Below are 21,994 nucleotides of genomic sequence, written 5' to 3'. Positions count from 1 at the left end.
AGATGATGAAGAGCTTTCATTGCTGGCCCTTGAAAAAAACTGCAAATTTTCCCAGATATCAAAATTGTCAGAAGTTATACTACACACGAGAATGTTTTTGATGATTTAAAAAATGAATCTATTGATGCAATATTTTTGGATATTGAAATGAAAGACATAAACGGTATTGAACTTGCGCAGGAAATTTTATCTTCTTACCCTTCAACCCAAGTTGTTTTTGTATCGGGACATACAAACTACGCAGTCAATGCATTTGAACTTGAAAGTATCGATTACCTCCTAAAGCCGGTTACAGCCAAAAGGTTGGAGAAAACGGTTAAGCGTCTGAAAACCCGAACTCAGTCACAGTCAAAGGCAATTGTTAACAAAACCAAACCGATCCTTAAAATTTATTGTTTTGGTGCGCTGCAAGTATACTTCAATGAGAAGCCACTCCGATTTAGGACAGCAAAAACCAAGGAGCTTTTTGCATTCCTGACTGCAAATATGGGAAAGTATGTTCACCGCGACATCATCATAGAAAAACTCTGGCCAGAGCATGATTATAAAAATGCAAAAACATATTTGCACACGTGTTTGTCACATTTAAGAAAAACCTTTTCTGGGCTGGGCATTTCAAATCCAATTAGCTTTATAAACCAAAGCTACTGTTTGATGCTTGATAATGTACTTTTTGATGCTGATGAATTTAATAAATTGGCCAAGGATATATTGAATAGTAAAGCTCTGGACTTTAAAACAATTGAATCAGCAATCGAAAAATATAAAGGACCATTTTTAGAAATAAATGCATATGAGTGGGTTTATGAATATTCAGAAACATACAAGGAAACCCTGCTCCATATACTGACAGCGGCAATTAAGGAGACAAAACGCACAGATTTAAATAAAGCAATATCATACTTAAAAATTTACCAGAAAGTCGAACCATATTCAGAATTTGCAGTACTTAATCTTATTCAAATCTTTGCTGAAATAGGCTTGTGGTCAGAAGCCCTTAAAACCTATCAGTGCTACGAAAAACTGCTGGAAGAGGAAATGGCATTAAGCCCTGCCCCTCAAATAAAAGATTTGTATTCAAAGCTGCTTAATTAAGAAAGTTCAGCAGGCCAAAGCCCTCTGAACTTTTCTCTATATTCCCAAGATATAGCCTCTTTTAGGTATATAATTAGACTGCTTTAACCTAGCATGTCTTCTATTCCAATTGTTTCACAGGATAGGCGTAAATGATATAGCGATCCGGTGCAGAACCGATGTAGGAGAACGGATAGCAGGTCGAAACTGTCAGAACTTCCTCTCCTTTTGGGCCTATCACCGTCGTATTATCAGATGCTACAACCTCCGTCTTCCTTATTTCGTATTCGAATTCCCCATATGTCATTTCCACAATTAAACGGTCTCCTATTTCCAGCTCTCCAAACTTTCTAAATACCGTATCTCGATGACCAGATAAGAGAATTTGTTCATCCTGACCTGGGAACACGGTGGATGAATAGTGTCCTACACCTTTTTCCAGGATTTCCTCATCTGTTCCTTCTATAATTGGCAAAGACCTTTCTAATTTAGGGATATTCAAAACTCCAATGACATCGTTTTCCTTTGGGGAAAATTGATCCACCATCTTTGCCCGTCCATCACTTTTGAAGACAAGCTGCTGTGCTTTTTCCAGAGTTTTGTTTGTACTTACTTTTTGTTGGTAAAATTGGCAGATGGAGATCGTTAATATCAATGCGCCTGTAATTATTAGCAGGGTACTGACTGCTTTTTTCATCCTATCTTTTCCTTCCATTTTTGTTACCGGTATTTAAAACAACTTGGAAATGTTAAGTCCCAAGTTGTCTGCCGCTAACCATTTTGTAAGTTTTTCAAATTGCAGTCTAACAGTTTATCGTTCAGAAACATAAAAAGCAATCCTCTGAATAATGCTGATTTTCTTGAAAGATACTTTTAAAATACGTCTACCGTGTATTTTGAGTTCAATGCCATTGGTTATCTTTTAGGAAGAACTTGACAATATGAATATGAGGATAATCTGCAAACAGGCTATCCTCTTTGTGATACGTAGAGGATAGCCTTCCTGTTTATCTTAATTTCTTTTTCCTTCGAACTGTGAGAAGCAATCCTGCCAACAAGAGAAGGATTCCTATCAGCCCAGAATTAAAAATCGAAGTAGCCGTATCCGGCAATATATTGCCAGTATTGGAGTTTAACTGACCATTTCCGTTGACTGGTGTGCCGGGTGTTGCTGGTTTTGTTGTATCAGGTTTCCCAGGTAGATCAGCCGGACCTTGCGGCTTATCAACCCCTGGGGCTCCGTTTTCAGGTTTTTTATGGTTTTCTGCTATAACCGTCACTTTATCGTGTTGTCCTGTTTCGATTGTAAAGGAAGCAGGTGACGGGTCGAGTTCATAACCTTCCGGAGCCTTCGTTTCAATAAACTGGTAATTACCCGGCTTCAAATCATCGATAACAAGCTTCCCGTTTGAATCTGTGGTAAGACCCTCTTTCAGAGTCGTGCCTTCTGCATCCTGCAGCTTGAATACAGCCCCTTCAAGCTTAATCTGATGATTGTCACTATCGACCTTGGTCAATTCAACCGTGCCAAGAATTAACTTGTTGGTGATATTATAATCGGAAATAATAGATTCATAACCTTTAACAGGATGCTCCTTGACTGTATAAGCATATGCTTTACCTTCTTGATCATACTTCTCTAGATCAGGAAAACTGTACTTCCAGCCAGTATCAGCAGTCACTTCTTGCGTGTGAATTATTTTACCATTCCGCAGAAGATCAATTACTATTATCTTCGGACGATTTTTGAAATTATCGTCTTTCCAAATCTTTGTTCCTTCTACAGATGTTTGGCCTATACGGACATTGGTGATATCGTAACCAGTTATTTTGGATTCGTAACCTTCAACTGCTTCTTCCTTGACAGTGTATTCGTAAGCAATACCATCTTCATCATATGCCTCTAAACCTTTGAAATCATATGTCCAGCCTTCACTTGCCTTCAATTCAACTGTCTCAATAACTTTACCGTTTTGGAGGAGGTTCACTGTTACGCTTTCCGGACGTTCTTCAGAGTTATCGTCTTTCCAGCTTTTTGTTATTACAGCGGAGGTTTGCTCTGAACGTGTGTTCGTGATGTCAAACCCGTCTACTTTTGATTTATAGCCCGGAACTCCTTGCTCCTTTACAGAATAATTATATGACTTTCCATCCTCATCATACTTTTCCAGGTCAGTAAATTGATATGTCCAATCGGTCTTGGCTGTAACTTCCTGTGTATCTATTACCACCCCATTTTGAAGGAGGTTCACTTTAATATTGGATGGACGATCTTTAGAGTTTCCATCTTTCCATGTTTTTGTTCCTTCAACTGTTGTTTTTCCTGTGCGGACATTCGTGATATTATGGTCTTCAACTGTAGATTCATAGCCTTGAACCGGCTGTTCTTTTACAGTATAGTGGTAAGCTTTCCCTTCCTCGTCGTAATTCTCAAGGTCCGTAAAGCTAAACTTCCAGTCCGTTTCAGCAGTTGTTTCTTGAGTAGCAATAACTTTATCATTTTGAAGAAGATCCACTTTGATCATTACCGGACGGTCTTTGGAATTATCGTCTTTCCATGTCTTTAAGCCTTCTACGGTAGTTTTGCCGACTCGGACATTGGTGATGTCATAACCATCTACTTTGGATTCGTAACCTTCAACCGCTTCTTCTTCGACAGTATACTCATAAGCAATACCATCTTCATCATATGCTTCTAAATCCTTGAACTTATATGTCCAGCCTTCAATTGCCTTCAATTCAACTGTCTTCATAACTTTGCCGTTTTGAAGAAGTTTCACTGTCACGCTTTCCGGACGGTCTTCAGAGTTATCGTCTTTCCAGCCCTTTGTAATAACAGCGGAGGTTTGCTCTGAGCGTGTGTTCGTGATATTATACCCGTCAACTTTTGATTCATAGCCCGGGACCCCTTGCTCTTTTACAGTATAGTTATATGCTTTTCCATCCTGATCATACTTCTCCAGGTCTGTAAAATGATATGTCCAATCTGTCTTAGCTGTTACTTCCTGCGTATCGATGACCACCCCATTTTGAAGGAGATTCACTTTAATTTTAGATGGACGATCTTTGGAGTTTCCATCTTTCCATGTTTTTATTCCTTCAACAGCTGTCTTTCCTGTGCGGACATTCGTGATATTATGGTCTTCAATTGTAGATTCATAGCCTTGGACGGGCAGTTCCTTTACAGTATACTGGTAAGCTTTCCCTTCCTCGTCGTACTTATTCAGGTCGATGAAGCTATATGTCCAGTCCGTTTCTGCAGTGACTTCTTGGCTGTCGATGACTTCCCCATTCTGAAGGAGGTTTACCGTTATTGACTTTGGTCGTTCAGGTGAATTGTCATCCTTCCATATCTTAGAACCTTCAACCGATGTCTTACCGACGCGCAGGTTCGTAATATCGTAGCCATCGATTGCAGACTCGTAACCTTTAACTGGCTCTTCCTCAACTGTGTATTCGTAAGCTTTTCCTTCCAGATCATACTTCTCCAGGCCGGTGAAGCTATATGTCCAGTTTGTTTCAGATGTGACTTCTCGGCTGTCGATGACCTCACCGTTCTGGAGCAAGTTCACCATGATTGATTCTGGTCGTTCAGGCGAATTGTCATCCTTCCATATCTTCGCGCCTTCGACGGACGTCTTGCCAATGCGCAGATTCGTAATGTCATAGCCATCGACTATGGACTCGTAACCGGGGACTGGATGCTCATTAATAGCATATTTGTAAGCATTGCCTAGTGAATCTGTTTTCAACAGATCATTAAAACTATAAGACCACTGAGAATCTTCAGAAACTTTCAGTGTCTCTATAACCTTATTATTTTGAAGTAAATCCACATAGATGCTTTCAGGACGTTCAGATGGGCCTTCGTCTTTCCATACCTTCTGGCCTTTAATGGACGTTATTTCAATTGCCTTATTAGCAGCTGTGACTTCCACAACTTCAATTGCCTCTTCCTGAATAGTAAAAAGCACAGGCTTTTTATCTAGGAGATAACCATATGGCGCTGTTTTTTCGATGAACTGATATTTACCAGGAGTCAGATCATCCACGTAGATGATGCCTTTGTTATTAGTCAAGACTTTATCGGTAATGGTGACAAACTCTCCATCTACTTGTTTTTGAAGTTCGAATGCAGCTCCCTCTAACTTGGTATCCGGGTTAGCTTCATCCACTTTTGTAAGTTGAACTGCATAGATAATTGGATGATTTTCAACTTTATGGATATTGCCTGTATCCTCAGGGCTGTTCACTTCTTGATCAATGGTAATGACTTTTCCATCTACATAAAAACTTACATACCCTTCAGGTACTTTCGTTTCCTTTAAGACGTAATCACCAAATCGCAATTGATCGAATGTGATTTCTCCCTTTGAATCGGTTTTTTCAGTGAAAAGAGCAATCGTTCCTGATTTATCGAAGAGGGTGAACTCTACTCCTTGGAGAGGCTCTTCAGTCGCTGCATCTACTTTCTTAATAGTAAGCTTACCAACCTTACCGCTAGCTCCTCCATCACCGGCAGAATAACGAACAATGTGTTGCTTTTTAGTGTCTGTCTTTTCTGTTGTGATATTCTTTCCCTCTATGAGTGCGTGATTACTAACTTCTTCTCCATGCCCCGCCATCAGGAACGTATCATATTCCAAAATATATGGACGGTCTATTGTTTTTGAGAATAGTAATTCAAAGTATTCTTTTCCTTCTTCATCCTTCTTAAATTCAATGGAGTAATCCGTTCCTTCTTTTAAAATGTCTTCTGTATTTTTAGTGAAACTGCCGCTTTCATGTACAGTTGTTCCATAGAGAACAAAAGAATCTTTTAAAATGAGCTGATTAGCACTTGGACGATCAATCAATTTTGGGTTTTCAATCATTGATTGCGCAGCGTTAATGCGGACTGACCAATTCAGAACTTCCTCATTCTGTCCGTTTTGTGCAGCATCTTTTGTAGTGTAAGTTCCGCCATTCGCGACCGATACATGAGCGTTCAAAGGAAAATCTGCTGCTCCATCTTTCAATAGCGCTTCATTATTGTACCGATTTACTATCAATTCTCCTGCAAGATTGGTTTTGAACTCAATTACATAGGGACTATTGATCTCTCCTAAATTCACACGAAAACCTGGCTTGCCCTCTGACTCAAATTCTTCTTTACCGTATTGATCTGAAGATAACTTCTCACCCTTCGACCAATTACCATTTGATTGGACCAACATCTGATAGACTTCTATCGACCCTAAATCAAGGTTTTGATTACCTTGAATCAAGTCTTCGACGATCGCTTCTTTAATGTTACGGTTATTGTAATTTACCCCGATTGTCCAAGTAATTTCTTTAGTTTTAGCGTTATAAGAACCACTCTTCGAACCGTTCAGCTGAGTGTTCTTGTTCGGTGTGAATGTAGCTTTCCGTTCTTCACTCCGCTGCTCTTCTTCCCCTTCAGGAGTCCAAGTCAGCTTAGCCAAATTAGTAAAGCTTTCATTATCTTTATCTATCATATTAAAATCGAAGCTTGTTGTGTATTCGATATATACTTCTTTTGTAACAGGGTTTAGTCCTGTGAAGTTAAATACTACTTCACCTGTCTCTTCATTGTAGCTATATTCATAATGCTCATCCTTAACCAAGGCTTCCCCGCCATGTTTAATGGTATAATTCTCAAGCTTCAACCCTTTTGGAAGTGTGTCCGTCAATGTGACATTCTCCATTGTGTGGCTGTCTTTATTGAACGAGATTCCCCAGCGGGTGGTTTTGTTATTGTAATCCGTATGTTGATTGTAATGGTATTTATGGAAAACTTCTTGAATCATTGTACGGCTGCCTGTCGCTTCTTTTCCATTCGCCGTTATTTTGTTAGACACCGTGCTGTTTTCGTAGACCCGTTCATCAGCTTTTGTTTTGTAAGTGATTTTGTATGCCGTCTGAATGTCTTGCCCAAACTGAAGCTGGAATCCTTTATTCCCATTCTTTGTAATAGAATAATTATTAAATATTTCGCCTTCCCCTGCTTCGGCACCTGTTTCAGGATTAATCGTGATTTCACGTACTTCAAAGCTGTCTTCTACTAAAACTTGATTTTCCCCAAAGATATCTGTCAACACAGCTTCGTCTTTAGAGATTTCTTTTTGATTATAGTTATATTTCACTTCCCAAGTAATAGTTTGTGACTTTGAATCGTAATGGCTTGACCGTTTTTCTAATGCCTTCCCGCGGCCAACATTTACAGTTGCACCCGCAGACAATTCCCCATCTTTCCACTTAATGGTGGCATGGTTTTGATAGTTTGTTGCCTCACTGTCTGTTATCCTGGTATCAAATACTACTCGGTATGCGTCTCTATTAATGTTTCCAAAGTCAATAGGGAATGTCCCTTTATATTTCTCTGTAACTTCTTCTCCAAGGTTCACCGATCCATTTAATTGAACGTCTAATTTATAAATTTTTATCGAACCAGCAATGAATTCCTGATTTGGATCATCGATAGGATCCAGCAGTTGTGCTCCTGCAAGAACATCCTGGTTTTTATTAAAGTCAATTTCCCATGCAATGGACGAGGCGTTATACTTTTGATTAGGTGTTCCTCTTTTGTCGATTGAGTTTCCATTTTTAGGTTCAAAATTCAGGATTAACTCTTTTACAGTTTCACCCTTAATCGGAACAACGATTTTCTGTGTCGTGCCGCCTTCTAAATGTCTATCAATTAGCGAATATACTTCAATCCAGCCATCAATATCTGAATGGGCTTCAATATTTTCGTTGAAGGTAAAAACTACTGTACCATCTGTCGATACTGTAAATGTGCCGTATTCTCCGAGTTTACCGCTAGCCTGGTTATACACTGTTAATTGCTCAGGGAGTTTAAACGTATAGGTTGATCCAGCCCTATAAGTATGGTCATTCGCTAAAGCAAATGAGTACTTTGCTTTAAGTTCGATATCATGTTCGTTTGGATTTGGAAGGGGATCTGGCAAAGGAGTGCCGTCTCTTAATGTCAATTCAAAATCAGTGATAATATTTTCTTGAATTTCTACAGGTTCATATAGATTACTTTGATTTGTTTCTATTTTCTCCTCTTTAGTAGACTTTTCAAGCACTGGCACCTTGTCCTCTGTTTGCTCTTCCTCTGCAGCCTCTGCATCTGTTTCAACTTTTACTTCATCTTTTAAATCTCCAGTGTGTGCTTCAGTCTTTTCATCAGATTCCACACTTGCGGGAGTTTCATCTTGTTGTTGATTATTTTCTGAAATGGGATCCACTTGAAAAGCAACGTTAATAATTTTTTCCTTTGCAGATAAAGCGAAAGGAATGGAAACCGTTTCATTGTCTTTAATCATGTCACTACTAAAGAATGTTTTAATAGTAAACATTCCTTCAGTTCCTGCATAATTCTCGACTTCTTCATAGAATGTGACGACAACCGCTCCGTCTGTTCCTGCGTAGAAGGATCCTAATTCAACATCAGCTGCAATTAGTTTCCCTTGCTGTTCATTTTGGATTTTTATCTCTTTAGGTATTTTAAACGAGTATGTATCTCCGCTTGTTACCTTCAAGCCCTCTAAACTCCAGTGATAATTTACGTTTACAGCAGTTTCCGCATTTGACTGATAATCTGGGTTCCTCTCAGAATCTATAAGATTGCCTTTATCATCCGTCATATTAACATCAGTCAAAAATCCTTGTGCAGCTTCACTTGCTACTGCTGAGTAAGAAAGTCCGCTCCCGCTTAGTACAGTCTGAGAAACTAGAATAAGAATGAACATAATAATGCTTACTTTTTTTGACACTTTAAAATCTCCTTCCCTAAATTTTTTAAAGCAACCTATGATGCTTTATTCTTATTAACTACAGGGAAATAAGAAAAAACTAAAGGATTCTGTTTGGTCAATCGAGGAAATATCCCCCATAGCAACTTAAATAAAGTTACTATTTTCCTCTTTACATTTTCTTAACAATAAACATTTTTTCACGTGCCCTCTAAAAATAAATAATGATGGACACAAACCTAAAAAGATGGAACTATGATAGCTAACTTGCTAAGCTATTAATTAATCGCCCCATTTAGCAGGGAAAAAATAATTCTCTTAACGTTTTAATTTGTAATTTAAATGAGAATAGGGAATTGTGTTACCGTATAAAATACGAGGAGGGGTAGGTAGGTTAATCAAATATAACATCAGTGACATTTTTATAAAGTACAAACCTGATTTTAGAATTATCAGGCTAGTTTTCTTTAACTGGGAGGAGACTTGTCCTTCTGCAGCAGGGAATATCATAAAAACTTCATTTTGGATGAATATCTTCATGGTTAGGCCGTTTAAATTATTATCTTTTATTACATAAAAGAAATTGGTATTAACTCATTATTTTGTCATAGGTATCCGTTCAATTATGATAGGATCTTTGCTTACAACGAATCTTTGCTGAAATAGGATGGCTTTCAGAAGCCATACGAACCTATCATAGCTATGAAAAGCTGCTTGAAGAGGAAACCAGCCCACAAGCAAGAGACTTATACAATATGCTCCTGGATTAAGAAAGTTCAGAAGGCCAAAGCCCTCTGAACTTTTATTTGTAATTCCCATATAACGTTTTTATTAAATAATAGGACTGCTTTAGCCTTTCTTCCGAAAGAGGCATATCCCATGCCTCCCACTTATATTCCTTCATTTTTTCCAGGTTTCCATTGGTTATTTCAGGCACGGAATCTATTAAGTTGTGCTGTTCATCAAAATAGAGTCCGCCTACATATATTTGATCGATCTTTACGCTTCCTTCTAGTCCTTCTGAATAGACATCAGCCATGAACTCTTTTTGGCTCGGATCTTTTGCCTGCAATAAGAGCCAAGGAATCCTCATTTCTATTATGCCATCCTCTGCAATAGTATAATCTGCGAGCGAATCGTATTCCTTTGCTTCGGGGTTTCCATTTCCTGCTTGCAGCTTGCCAGTCTCATAGCTTTTAAAGTCTATTTTACGGTTTTGAGATGGGATAAAAAGCTCTCTGCTTAATACGTATTCAATCCGGGAGAAATTCCCGCTATTTTTCGCAGGTAATGGAGGTTTCGGTTGGATCATCTCCAATTGATGACCGTACTGGAAGTTGAAGAGATTATAATAATCATCCACCATTATTCTGGATTCGTTCTCATTCAAATTCACGATAAAATCAACACCATTAGAGAAGCCAGGAAGATCACGGCCATTGATAAAGTGATTTCCCTGATTAGGTATGATATCGAGCAGAATCATAGGATAGCCTTTACTTTCAGCATCGAGCTCCATTCTCAAATAGAAATACCTTTCATCATGATCAGCGTATAACTCTTTAATTTTATTTCCTTTGTAAAGAGGCTCATCCTCCCATTCTTCTGTATTTCCATCTACTCGGATCTTGTTCCGGTCAAAACTCAAGAGACCAAATTGCTGTTCATTTGTCTGAGCATTGGACCAAAACGGCCGTCGGTCAGGGTTATCATAGTCCATAGTATTCCACGTCCGTTTGAACCACTCATCCTGCCAGGTAAAAATCATACCCCCGAGTAACTCTTCGGCCATAATATCTTCATATAAACGGCTGACAATTTCCCCTGCTGTTTTTCAGAGAGGAATCCCTGATTCCATCCGAAAGGGTTTTCATGTGTCAAGCCTCTCGAAGCTGGCACACCAAATTCCGCCACCAGAATGGGGAGCCTATGCACTTGATGCAGTTCATTTAAATAGGCAGCATAGCTATTATTTTCCCCTCTATGATCTCTATAAGACTGATAGGATTCTTCATAATTAAAGAAATCAGGATAATATGGATAAATGTGGTATGAGGCAAACTGTTCTGTTTTTTTCATATCACCTTTGGTATAAATGACATTTGGATTGACACTGACAAGGTCTTCTTGATCATTAGGTTCTGCCGGGTGATCAAGAATATCGGTAGTAACCCAGTTTGTGAAGCTAAGCGGTCTAATCCAATTATATTTATCCTTCTCGTATTGGACAATCGTTTCCATCTGCTGGGCAATCCATGCTTCAAACGGCTCTGCATCTTTTGTTTGGAAATACTCTCCTTTAAAATCCCTCATTCCTTTATGAATTTTATTTGTGTTTTCAACCATATACGGATTCCACTCAATTCCTATCAGCCATCCAATTACAAACTCAGACACATCTGCCTGATAGGCCCCTGAAGCATGACCAGGCTCTTGATCTACTATTTTATTGCCATGAACGACATCCACAATTTTTTTCATTTCTTTCTCGAAATCGCGGAGATTATCTTCCTCATATGCATCCATTGATTCCTCTAATTTCTCTTCATTCATCCACACACCATGGAAAATGTATAATTTCTCTTTATGCTCTTCATTATATCGTTTTAAGGCGCGATAAAACCCAGGAGGATGAAGTGTATATACTCGAATGCTATTTGCATTCATTTCTCCTATCATTTCGAACCATCGATAGTATTCCTCTTCTGTAATGGCCGCTTCTCCAGGAAAATGCCCAGGCTTCCCCATTCCTAAATTGACACCTTTTATGGGAATTTCAATCCATTTCCCATTTTTGTTCACCTCAAAGGCATCCTTATTAACTCTTGCATTATATTGAAGACTATCAGGTTTAGACTTTTCAATTTCATTACTATCGGGGAAATGGCTCAGAATATTTTTCATCATGGGAACATAAGCTGACCAGTAGAATGCTTCATCTGAATATTTGTGCCCAAACTGATATGCAGCATCCAGCCATTTCATCCCGTAAAATGAAGGCACTCGTTCGATGTCATTAAAATCACCAGCAAAATAGTAACTCAATGCACTTCCAGATTTATTTGCCAGAACAGCTGCGAATTGGGATGGAATCCGGTTTTCTTCAAGTAAGGCCTTACCTTCGTTAGTAAGATTCCACTGGTAATTTGCCAGAACTTCGGCCGTGCCCTTCGGCGTAACAATGTCAAACCAATACTTGTACTCTGGACTATCTTTAAGTCCAAACAGTTTAGTTCCATTATCAGTAAAAGATAACTTTATGCCGCCTTCATTTATATGTTTATCTTTTTCCAGTACGATTACTTTATAGTCGATATCATTGACAAGAATGAAGCCTGCACCGCTATACTTCCATGCATCTCTATATTCATCCAATATCCACTTGGGGATTTCTTCATTTTTGTCAGGATCAAGTTCTTCAAAATACCTTCCAGTCCAGCCGCCCCAATCGAGCCCAAGGTATTCCGTAACAGATTCCCTTACTGCTTTTTTAGTTGGTGAGGCGAAGGTGTTAAACTCAGCAATAAATAAGCTTTTTTCCTTTTGATTAAGTCTCTCTAAAATTGACTTCCATTCACTTTCTTCCAGACCTCCATAAATTTGTCCGGTCCGAGCACCCTTTCTCTTTTTATCAAGCCATGGAAGATCATCTTCATACACACCATAAGTATCAGCTGCATAGATAATATCATAATCCAAATAATGGCTTGGAAAATTCTTGACCTTGTAGCTCCTCTTGTCTTCTTTAGGCCTGAAACCGAAGTAATCCTCAGATGCATGTATAGCTTTTCCTTTATCATTTCCGTACTTCAAGTAATTTAAGACCCAGGTCAATCCCTGATGTTCTCGGTATGATTCACTTGGCACCGTCTTGTCAAGAATTGCAATTTTAACGTTTTTATGTGATTCAAGCTGCCACCATATAATTGGCAGCAGACAAAGTATCAGCAGAAAAACCCCAGCTATATAAAAACGCTTCATATTGATTGTCCTTTCGAAGAATGTCCGATCCGCTGCATATTTCCCCATTCTTTTCTTCTAATTATGAAAAACATAAGTCCTTCCATCCGCCATAAAAGTGTCAGCGGCTTATACCAGAAAACCTCTGTTAAAGACATAAAAATAAGGCGAAAGAGGTCGCTCTTTGTGGGGTAAACATCTTTGTTCCATGCGTCCAGCAGGAGGGAAGCAATAGAAAGAACACTCCCATAAAGTATAAATAAGAGGGCCAATAAGACAGCAAATTCAAAATAGATCTCCCCCAGAAAAAAGGCTGCTATGATATAAAGATATCCGCCTAACTCAAAAATCGGTCCCAGGCATTCTACAAGCCAGAAATATGGAAAGGAAACCATTCCAATTGCGCCGTACTTTGGATTCAAAGTGATACGTTTATGCTTCCAGAGACTTTCAATTAGGCCTTGATGCCATCTTCTTCTTTGTTTCCTTAGTATTGAAAGTTTTTCTGGAGCCTCAGTCCAGCAGACAGGATCAGGAACAAATTCTATCCTCTTCTTTAATTTATTTTCTTTTAAATATCGATGGAGCTTTACAACCAATTCCATATCTTCCCCGATGGAATTTGCAGCATAACCTCCAGCTTTGACGGTCCATTCCTTGGAGAACACACTAAATGCCCCGGAGATTATTAGAACCAGGTTATACTTGCTGAATGAAATCCTTCCCATCATAAAGGCTCTCAAATACTCAATTACCTGCATTAATACAAGGGAATTTTTCGCTAATTGTGTTTTTCTTACAGTGCCGGAATGAACAATACTGCCATTTGCAATTCTGACATTCCCGCCAGCAGCTATAACTTCACCATCTGATGATATAATTGGATTCATGACCTTGAGGAGCGATTTCTCATTAAGAATGGAATCTCCGTCTATCGAACAAAAGTAAGGGAACCTTGCAAAATTTATGCCTGTATTTAAAGCATCAGCCTTCCCGCCATTTTCTTTTTCAATCAGCCATACCCCCTGATAGACGGCTGATTGAAAAATCCGCTTAACGGGCTTTGTAGAAAGCTCCTGCCTGTAGACTTTTTCTACTTCAAGAAATTTGAATTCCTGGATTAGTTTGTTCTGAGTACTATCTGTGGAACCATCATTAACAATAATAACCTCAGTCTGAGGAAATCGAAGGGAAAGCAGGGAATGAACTGTATCCAATATTCCTGCTTCCTCATTATAAGCAGGTACAATAATGGAGATAGGCTTCATATTAATACTGCTTAAGTTTTCTTCATCCGCTTCCTCTTTATCAAGCAAATAATGCTTACGGATATGGATAAAGGCAATTACGAGCATAAAAGTGTAAGCAAAAATAACGATTAGCATGTAAATAAGGATTGCGCTCCCGAAGAACAGTCCTATTGTTTCGGTAAATTTCTCCATTTTCTTCCTTACGTTCCTTTCCTGATTATTTCATTCGCTATCTCAATAGCATAACGGTCACTGGAAGTGTCCACGAACTCTATTAGCATTTTTTTCCCATCTTTAATTTTCCCGATAGTATTGGCCGCTTCAGAGCGTACCTTCCAAGATTGATCCTTAAGCAATTTTTGGAGATATGAGTACGAATCTTCCAGTGGAAGACGGCCCAATAATTTTGTGACATGCAGCCTTTCCTCCCAAATATCCGAATGCACAAAATGCAGATATTTTTCAATGTCGATAACCCACCCTGTTTCGAATATAGCTTTTAAAGAGCGTAATCGCATTTCTGGATCTGTATGCAAAATCAATTTTTCAAAAAAGGAAACATATTCCTGCAGTCTTCTATGACCAAGTGCATTTACAATCGCTAACTGACATTTGTATGGGAACTCTTCAAATAAAGTAACCATATGATTTAAATCCTTATCAGAAATAAAGGTTAGCAGTCTACTGTATTCTATTTCAGTGAATGTGTCTTTATTTGCTTGTAACTTTTCCACTAAAGAATCAAAATCCATGATTGAGTATATTTTATAGATTTGATGTATTTCCTCTGGTGTACACTTCCTTTGCTCAAGCAGATGGCATTCTTCAATCAGTGTTTCCAATTTAAAGTCAGCTGTTCTGTATAAAGCATTCATCCTTAGACTCCATTTACGGCTTCTCAATAAAAGCGCATAATAGTCTGTAAGAAATTCATTCGCAAAACCATTAATTTTCAACAGAATCTCACTATTAGATAAGTTTTTCACATAGCATAGAAGTATTTTTTCTGTAATCTCGTATTCTTCTTTGTTGGAGGGCTTTAATTTTGCAAGATCAGCTTCCTTACTTTTAACCAAATAATCATGCCAGACACTTGATAGTTCATTTAAGTATTCGTTTTTCCTTGTTATTAGAGCTTGTTTTTTCTCATATTGAACTGCAATATAAAATGCCAGGCAAATTAAAACCAGCAGCATAATAATTATGAACACCGCCAGCACTCCTATCGATACCCTTATCATTTCCATAATCTTTCCAGTGTCCCTTTCACCTGTGCTTCAAACAAACGGATATTGAACGGCTTGGCTAAATACGCATCGGCTCCATTCTCAAAGGCAAAAATCATATCTTCTTCTGTAGTTCTTTTCGTAAGCATAAAAATGATAAATCGTTTATTGTTAGGCCATCTTCGAATATTATATAGGACCTCAAACCCGTTCTTTCTGGGCAAAATATCATTCATTATAACTAAATGAGTATGGCTCGATGAATGCCAGTCTGATTCAAGGAATTCCAAGCCATCTTGAAACGTATTAATATTAAGATCCACCCGTTTCAATGGAAGATTTTCCAGACTCATATTTAGAATGCGGCTGAAAACTTCATCTTCTTCGAGAATGCTAACCCTTATTTCCTCAGGGGCTGTTTCTTTGAAATCTTCTATATATTCTATATTCCAATCCCCTAGCCTTATGGATCTTTCAAGTGATCTGTACCCAATAAGCATTAACTCATCATAATTAATTTCATTGTTTCTTATTTCTATCACACCTGCTGAAAACGCTAGCTGATGCACCTGAAATAACCAATCATTCTCCTTTTGAACTCCCTGGAAAAGACGGCTTAAAAAGGCGTTTGCCTCTTCCTCCTTGCTTTGGGGTAAGATAACACACCATTGAAATGCCTTGGATAACTTTATCAGCATGTCTGTTTGACGTATTTGAGCATTAAGGTATGATGTTATATCATCTTCAATTGCTTCCAAATCTCCCTCAAGCAATATTGATTCCTTGTAAACGCCTAAGAAAATTGCTGTAATAGGTGCTTTTGATCTTATAATATTAGCAGTTAACATATTGAAGATTGGAGCAGCCTGCATCTCTTCAATTATTAATCCCGTCTTATTTTCTTGCCTAATCCCCACAACTTATACCTCTTTCTACTTTTCTCATTTTATCTTTAAACATCGACATATCTGCATGGTGAATGAGTGTTTCCTCATCTTTTCCCAATGCTGGGTAAGTACTTAGCCCAATACTCACACTCACACTCACACTCACCACAGATTCCCCTATTAGAAAATCGCCAGATAAGCTTCTTTTTATTTTTTCTCTACATATTCTGTCTTCTCTACTTCCTCGACGAGGACAAGAAATTCATCTCCGCTTTTTCGGAAAGCATGCATATTTAGACCTATAACTTCTTTAATCCTATTGGAACATAACCGCAGCATTTTGTCTCCTACAATATGCCCATGCCGATCATTTATTTCTTTAAAATTGTCAATATCAATAAATAAGAGCCCGAACGACTCTCTTTCTTTTTTGATAGTGGAAAACTTTTCCCGGAATTCCCTCCAGTTCGAAAGTCCTGTCAGTTCATCTGTATAGGCAAGCTCCTTCCATTTCTCTTCTGCACTTTTTACTTCGTCCTTGAAAAATAAAAACATGTATATTGGATCATGAAGCTGATCTCCATTTACACGCGAAATATGGACCTGTACCTGGGGAAAACCGCTGAAATTAATGAGAAGTTTCCCCGACCATATCCCGTTATCTTCTACATTGGATAGTATGGAGTCAAATAGCTTCTGCTCATTTAACTCTTTAAAAATCTCCGCTATGCAACCTTGATCGCAAAAATGATAATCGCCGCTCTGAATAAAGTTTTTAAATTGCTGGTTATATCTCACAAATTTTCCCTTTGTATCAATAAAAACCACATTATAAATGTCTAAAATAGAGAGTAAACAATTCATCATTTCACTTTGTGAAAATTCACTAAGCCATGCTAGCTTACCTTTATGTAAACTTTCAAAACACATGAAAAACCTCCCGCTATCATATAAAAATGTAAGCATTACTTATAGTAAAGGTCCGCTCTTACAAATTTCTTAAACAATATATTTTTGTGTTTCAAAAGGCATAAAAAAGACTTCGACGGTTATCAATGCATCGAAGCCTTTGATTAATTTTCCTTATTTCCAAATGGCGGAACATAGATTAGAATCCAATAGTTAAAACGCTTCTGCAAGCATTCCTCCGTTCATCTATCTCTTTTATTAGCAGTGTCTATAATATAAGTCATCAGGATTTAGACTAGCTCTAGATAGAGTCAATTAGGTGAATCCTAGTAAATCACTGAATGATGACAGGTTTATGTTATAAAAGGAGAAGGTTTCCAAGTATACATTGGCAAAAAAACAGCCCGCTTAGGGCTGAATCGTACTAATTACTCCTCTATCCGCTCATCCTTCCCCGCCAGCCAAAAAGCCGCGGCAATGGAAGCAATGATCACAATAAACGGCGCATAAAACATCACAAATTCCGCCATGAGTTTTCCCTCCTATGCATGATCGTCCCGCTTTCCCTGAACATAGTCTTTATTGAAAAGGAACAGCCTGAGAAGCAGATAAAGGGACGGCAGGAGCAATCCCAGTCCTGCTATGAAGGCAATGATCAGGGCGATGGCCATAGCTTCGTTTGTAAAGCCGTCATAAATGGTCAGGTATGGATAAAGCAGGTACGGATAATGCGAGATTCCGTAGGCAAAGAACGCCACAAGGAATTGCCCTGCCAAGAGCCCGAATGCAAGTCCGTACATTTCTCGCTTCCATATTAGATAAACAGTTCCTGCAAACAGAATGAATGAAATGCCGAACAGCCACCATAGGTCCATTAATCTGCTGAAATGCTCAGGATTGTGATCCCGCAATTCGACAATAATGCCTGTCGCTGTTACGATAGCAGGCACCGCCCATATAAGGGCATATTTTCTAAGCAGCTCAGTAGCTGGTTCATCGTTTGCTTTATTGGCATACCACGTCAGGAACACTGCTGATATATATAATACTGCTGCCAAACTCAGCACAACAATGCTCCACGTAAGAGGACTTGTAAACAATGCCCAATAGTCAAGCTCCAGTCCCGCTGATCCTTCACTAACGAATCCGCCTTCAGAAATGGTCAGGACAATGGACAGGGAAGCTGGGATGAAAAGACCTGAGAGCCCATACAGGTAGGTCCACCTTTTTTGTCTTAGCCCTCCGTATGTGGTAAAGGCGTAATAAGAACCGCGGATGGCAAGAAGGACTACTGCAATGCTTGCCGGCACCAGCAGGATCGTTCCATAATAGTAGGCTGTTTTCGGAAAAATCCGACAATGCCTACGAAGAAAAACACCAGGAACACATTTGTAACTTCCCAAACCGGTGATAAATAACGCTGTATGATTCTCGTTAAAATATGCTGCTTACCGCGGAATAGACTGTATGCGTTGAAAAACCCTGCTCCAAAGTCAATCGAGGCAACGATGACGTAACCAAATAGAAATAGCCATAAGACGGAAATTCCGATGATCTCAAGAGTCATCGCAGCTCACCTTCTTTCTCCAGTTCCCGGTCGGCCAATTCCTGTTCGACAGGATTTTTGCGGAACATTCTAGTGAGGACAATGATGCTTCCGATTGCCAGCACGAGATATAAGCCTGCAAACAGAAGAAGCATTAAGTCTACTTGGCCGCTTGAGGTTGCCGCATCTTCAGTACGCATGATACCCCTCAGAATCCACGGCTGCCGGCCCACTTCCGCAAACCACCAGCCTGCTTCAATCGCAATGATGGATAAAGGGCCGCCCAGAACGATCAGCCAGCGGAACCATTTCGACTTAACAAACCGCATTTTAAACCAGGTGCCTAAGACATAGATGAGTGAAAGTGCCGTCATCCACATGCCGATAGTCACCATCAGGTCAAACAGGTAATGGATATAAAGCGGCGGAATTTCATCTTCTGGAAATTGATCGAGTCCGATAACTTCTGCATTTGGATTGCTGTGCGCAAGGATGCTGAGTGCATAAGGAATCTTAATCGCATATTTCACTTCACCGTCTTCAAGGACCCCGTAGAGCATTAACGGTGCCCCTTCTTTTGTTTCAAAATGCCACTCGGCGGCAGCCAGTTTTTCCGGCTGGTATTCTGCGAGATATTTTCCGGAGAAATCACCAATTACCGCTGTAGCGATCGAAAAAATCAATCCGATTTTCATTGTAAGCAGTAATGCCTTCTTATGGTAGATATGATTCGATCCTTTTAGAAGGCGAAAGGCTCCTATTGATGCCAGAACAAACGCTGATGTCATATAGGCTGTTGAAAGCACATGCGCTACCTTCGTTGGCATGGCGGGAGTGAACATCGCCAGTATCGGGTTAATATTTACAAGCTGCCCATTCACAATGTCAAAACCCTGAGGTGCGTTCATAAAAGCATTTACAATTGTAATGAAAATAGCTGAAAATGAAGCCCCAATTGCAACCGGGATCAATAAAAGCATGTGCTTCTTCTGATTCTCAAACCGATCCCACGTATACAGATAAATCCCAAGGAAAATCGCTTCAAAGAAAAAGGCAAATGTCTCCATAAAAAGAGGCAGTGCAATGACATTGCCTGCGAGTTCCATAAAGTTTGGCCACAGCAATGAAAGCTGCAGGCCGATGGCAGTGCCCGTAACAACACCGACTGCCACCGTAATGACAAAACCGCGCGTCCATCTTCGCGCGAGCAGAATATAATGCTCATCCTGTTTTTTTATCCCCACCCATTGTGCAATCATAATCATGAGCGGAATGCCAACACCAATGGTTGCGTAAATGATGTGGAAGGATAATGTCAGCTCAGTTAAGACACGGCTGAAAAAGACAGATTCTTCATTTCCCATTTAACATTCTCCTTTTCCTATCCTGCAAAAATGCGGCCAATAAAAGAAAGCCCCATAATGATAGCCACTGTAAAAGCAAGCCACATTAATATGCGTTCCTGTTTTTTATACATTCATTCGTTCACTCCTCCAGAATGCTCACTACATCACATTATTCCCCAGTTCCGGACTAAAAGCTGTGACACTTAAACAACATTTATATGAGGAAAATGTGAAAGTTATGTAATTCCTTTTACAGCTTCCTATTCCCTTTTGAGAAGCAATTAAAACGAAAAGGACATTGGAATTTCCAATGCCTGTAACTTATATGTGTTTTGGCGTATAAATAGCCATAAGCAATATAATTTTTACCCTTTTCTTATGGGCAGACACCTGTGTTTTATAATTTAATCTTCTCTAAACGGCACAATATATACTTGATTTTGCCAATAAAAAACCCGGTGCATACACACCGGGCAAGAGTTATAAATTATTCACTGCAGTTTCTGCATCTTCTTCACCTGATACCAGGTCAAATGCACGTTTATAGGTGTTCTCTTTATCCAGGACAGCGTACAGGGTTTTGGCTACATCCTCACGGGGAATGAAGCCACGCTCCAAATTTTCTGCTGCTTTGATTTTGCCGGTTCCGGCTTCATCTGTCAGGCCGCCTGGACGAACGATAGTGTAGTTCAAGCTGCTGTTTTCCAGAATTCTGTCGGCATAGTGCTTTGCCGCGTAATAAGGCTTGATCGTTTCACTCCAATTATCACGATTATTCGCCTGAATAGCGCTGACCATAACAAACCGATCCACACCAGCCTTCTCCGCCGCTTCTATTGTTATTACAGCTCCATCAAGGTCAATCAGCAGAGTTTTGTCATAGCCTGTATGTCCGCCTGAACCTGCAGTAAACACAATTGCATCACAGCCTTTGGCAGCTTCAGCCAATTCATCAACCGTTCCTTCAAGACTTGCAACTGCCGTCTCAACACCCATATCTTCAAACTGCCGGGCCTGCTCTTCTTTTCTGATCATCGCTCGTACTGTATGTTTATCTTCTTCTTTAATAAGCTTTACCAGCTGCTTTCCGATTTGTCCGTTTGCTCCGACGATTAGAACTTTCATGGATACCGCCCCTTTCTGTGTTTTTGTGATATTTATTATTTCAAAAGAAAAATGCTATATCAAATGAACTGTTTAGGAACCCATCCGGACAATCCGTTTTTTATAAAGAGCCGCAATCGTATTCATGATTAATACAGGAATCTTCTTTGGAAAATATTTTTTTCTGTAAAATTTATAGAATGCATGCTTCAAGTCGTCCCACTGTGTACAATTCTTCGTCTGTTTAAATCGGGCAACATCAATGATCTTAATATGGCCATCATCTGTAAGAATAATATTGCGCAAGTGGATATCCGAAGGGTTCAGCCCTTTTTCCCTCGCAAGCTTTAAAGCCTCATCTATCTGCCTGATTTTCTCCTCTTCTATCGGGACTCCCTTTGCGAGACATTCAAAGAGAGTCAAACCCTGTACATAATCAATCACAATATAGTTATCTCCAGACCCATACAGAGATGGGTAATATGGGTGGTCAGGGAGCGCCTTGTAAATTTCCGCCTCTTCCCTGGCAATTTTCTTAAACTCAGGGAAAAATACTTTTAATACAAGATTAGTTCCTTTTATCCTAAAGGCAAATGCACTTCTTCCTGCTCCTATAAATTCCAAGCTGTCATCTTTCTCAAGAAGTCTGGTCCAATTAAGGCTCCTGGAAAATTTCACACTTTCTGCAAGCTTTTGATATGGTTTCATTTTAAACCTCCCTGTTCCAGACTCTCCCCTAAAAATAAAAGGCACTGAACCATTTATTGGTCTCAGTGCCTTTTAAACAAAAGAGACCTTACCAAATTAATGGTAAAGGTCTCGCAAGCAACGTTGTGTTGCCAGTAAAGCCGGAGATTTATCATCTCGTATTGACGACTCTACTTAACAGCTACTCCCCTTCAGGAAGAATCCGAACTATTTTGTTAACT

General features: G+C 39.3%; 13 protein-coding genes and 1 pseudogene. 1 reads left to right on the top strand and 13 read right to left on the bottom strand.

The annotated features are described in order from the left end of the window. Positions 1-39 precede the first annotated feature (39 nt). Positions 40-1,095: a response regulator gene (locus M5V91_RS26330; RefSeq protein ID WP_369426006.1), complete on the top strand. Its 1,056-nt coding sequence runs from the start codon at positions 40-42 to the stop codon at positions 1,093-1,095. Positions 1,096-1,195: 100 nt separating this feature from the next. Here M5V91_RS26330 and srtD read toward each other — a convergent pair whose 3' ends face one another. The 13 genes and pseudogenes from srtD to M5V91_RS26270 form a co-directional block, all read right to left on the bottom strand. Then, positions 1,196-1,771, bottom strand: coding sequence for a class D sortase, LPxTATN-specific (gene srtD, locus M5V91_RS26325; RefSeq protein ID WP_251175042.1), 576 nt, complete (start codon positions 1,769-1,771; stop codon positions 1,196-1,198). Between the two features lie 310 nt (positions 1,772-2,081). After that, on the bottom strand, positions 2,082-8,858 hold the full coding sequence (locus M5V91_RS26320; RefSeq protein WP_251266890.1) for a Cna B-type domain-containing protein: 6,777 nt from the start codon (positions 8,856-8,858) through the stop codon (positions 2,082-2,084). Positions 8,859-9,639: 781 nt separating this feature from the next. After that, complete coding sequence (locus M5V91_RS26315) at positions 9,640-10,629, bottom strand: hypothetical protein (RefSeq protein WP_284521601.1); 990 nt, start codon at positions 10,627-10,629, stop codon at positions 9,640-9,642. After that, complete coding sequence (locus M5V91_RS26310) at positions 10,602-12,866, bottom strand: hypothetical protein (RefSeq protein ID WP_284521600.1); 2,265 nt, start codon at positions 12,864-12,866, stop codon at positions 10,602-10,604. Before M5V91_RS26310 ends, M5V91_RS26315 begins: the two co-directional genes overlap by 28 nt. Beyond that, positions 12,815-14,239 carry a glycosyltransferase family 2 protein gene (locus tag M5V91_RS26305; protein ID WP_019383182.1) on the bottom strand — a complete coding sequence of 475 codons (1,425 nt, stop codon included), beginning with the start codon at positions 14,237-14,239 and terminating at the stop codon, positions 12,815-12,817. The genes M5V91_RS26310 and M5V91_RS26305 overlap by 52 nt, the downstream gene beginning before the upstream one ends. A gap of 8 nt (positions 14,240-14,247) precedes the next feature. After that, positions 14,248-15,258, bottom strand: coding sequence for a HEAT repeat domain-containing protein (locus M5V91_RS26300; protein ID WP_251266888.1), 1,011 nt, complete (start codon positions 15,256-15,258; stop codon positions 14,248-14,250). Between the two features lie 26 nt (positions 15,259-15,284). Further along, on the bottom strand, positions 15,285-16,190 hold the full coding sequence (locus tag M5V91_RS26295; protein WP_251175036.1) for a response regulator: 906 nt from the start codon (positions 16,188-16,190) through the stop codon (positions 15,285-15,287). Positions 16,191-16,367: 177 nt separating this feature from the next. Next, entirely contained in the window at positions 16,368-17,090 is a 723-nt protein-coding gene (locus tag M5V91_RS26290; protein WP_284521599.1) for a GGDEF domain-containing protein, read from the bottom strand. A 407-nt stretch (positions 17,091-17,497) separates the two neighbouring features. Next, positions 17,498-17,599, bottom strand: coding sequence for a cytochrome bd oxidase small subunit CydS family protein (gene cydS / locus M5V91_RS31030; RefSeq protein ID WP_019383178.1), 102 nt, complete (start codon positions 17,597-17,599; stop codon positions 17,498-17,500). Between the two features lie 12 nt (positions 17,600-17,611). Then, positions 17,612-18,636 (bottom strand): annotated as a pseudogene (locus M5V91_RS26285) (cytochrome d ubiquinol oxidase subunit II). Beyond that, a complete protein-coding gene (locus M5V91_RS26280) occupies positions 18,633-19,979 on the bottom strand; it encodes a cytochrome ubiquinol oxidase subunit I (RefSeq protein WP_009331616.1) in 1,347 nt (448 codons plus the stop codon). The pseudogene M5V91_RS26285 and the gene M5V91_RS26280 overlap by 4 nt, the downstream one beginning before the upstream one ends. A gap of 462 nt (positions 19,980-20,441) precedes the next feature. After that, positions 20,442-21,086: an SDR family oxidoreductase gene (locus tag M5V91_RS26275; RefSeq protein ID WP_284521598.1), complete on the bottom strand. Its 645-nt coding sequence runs from the start codon at positions 21,084-21,086 to the stop codon at positions 20,442-20,444. 72 nt (positions 21,087-21,158) lie between these two features. Further along, a complete protein-coding gene (locus tag M5V91_RS26270; protein ID WP_009331618.1) occupies positions 21,159-21,773 on the bottom strand; it encodes a serine/threonine protein kinase in 615 nt (204 codons plus the stop codon). Positions 21,774-21,994 lie beyond the last annotated feature (221 nt).

The sequence above is a fragment of the Cytobacillus pseudoceanisediminis genome, assembly GCF_023516215.1.
In the GTDB taxonomy this organism is placed as follows: domain Bacteria; phylum Bacillota; class Bacilli; order Bacillales; family Cytobacillaceae; genus Cytobacillus; species Cytobacillus pseudoceanisediminis.
The sequence above is the reverse complement of the archived record's forward strand: the minus strand, read 5'-3'. Positions and strand labels throughout refer to the sequence as shown.

Coding starts and splice junctions, on each gene's coding strand:
- srtD (WP_251175042.1), bottom strand. CDS start 1,771: ATGAAAAAAGCAGTCAGTACCCTGCTAATAATTACAGGCGCATTGATA.
- M5V91_RS26315 (WP_284521601.1), bottom strand. CDS start 10,629: ATGGCCGAAGAGTTACTCGGGGGTATGATTTTTACCTGGCAGGATGAG.
- M5V91_RS26310 (WP_284521600.1), bottom strand. CDS start 12,866: ATGGGGAAATATGCAGCGGATCGGACATTCTTCGAAAGGACAATCAAT.
- M5V91_RS26305 (WP_019383182.1), bottom strand. CDS start 14,239: ATGGAGAAATTTACCGAAACAATAGGACTGTTCTTCGGGAGCGCAATC.
- M5V91_RS26290 (WP_284521599.1), bottom strand. CDS start 17,090: ATGTGTTTTGAAAGTTTACATAAAGGTAAGCTAGCATGGCTTAGTGAA.
- cydS (WP_019383178.1), bottom strand. CDS start 17,599: ATGGCGGAATTTGTGATGTTTTATGCGCCGTTTATTGTGATCATTGCT.
- M5V91_RS26280 (WP_009331616.1), bottom strand. CDS start 19,979: ATGGGAAATGAAGAATCTGTCTTTTTCAGCCGTGTCTTAACTGAGCTG.
- M5V91_RS26275 (WP_284521598.1), bottom strand. CDS start 21,086: ATGAAAGTTCTAATCGTCGGAGCAAACGGACAAATCGGAAAGCAGCTG.
- M5V91_RS26270 (WP_009331618.1), bottom strand. CDS start 21,773: ATGAAACCATATCAAAAGCTTGCAGAAAGTGTGAAATTTTCCAGGAGC.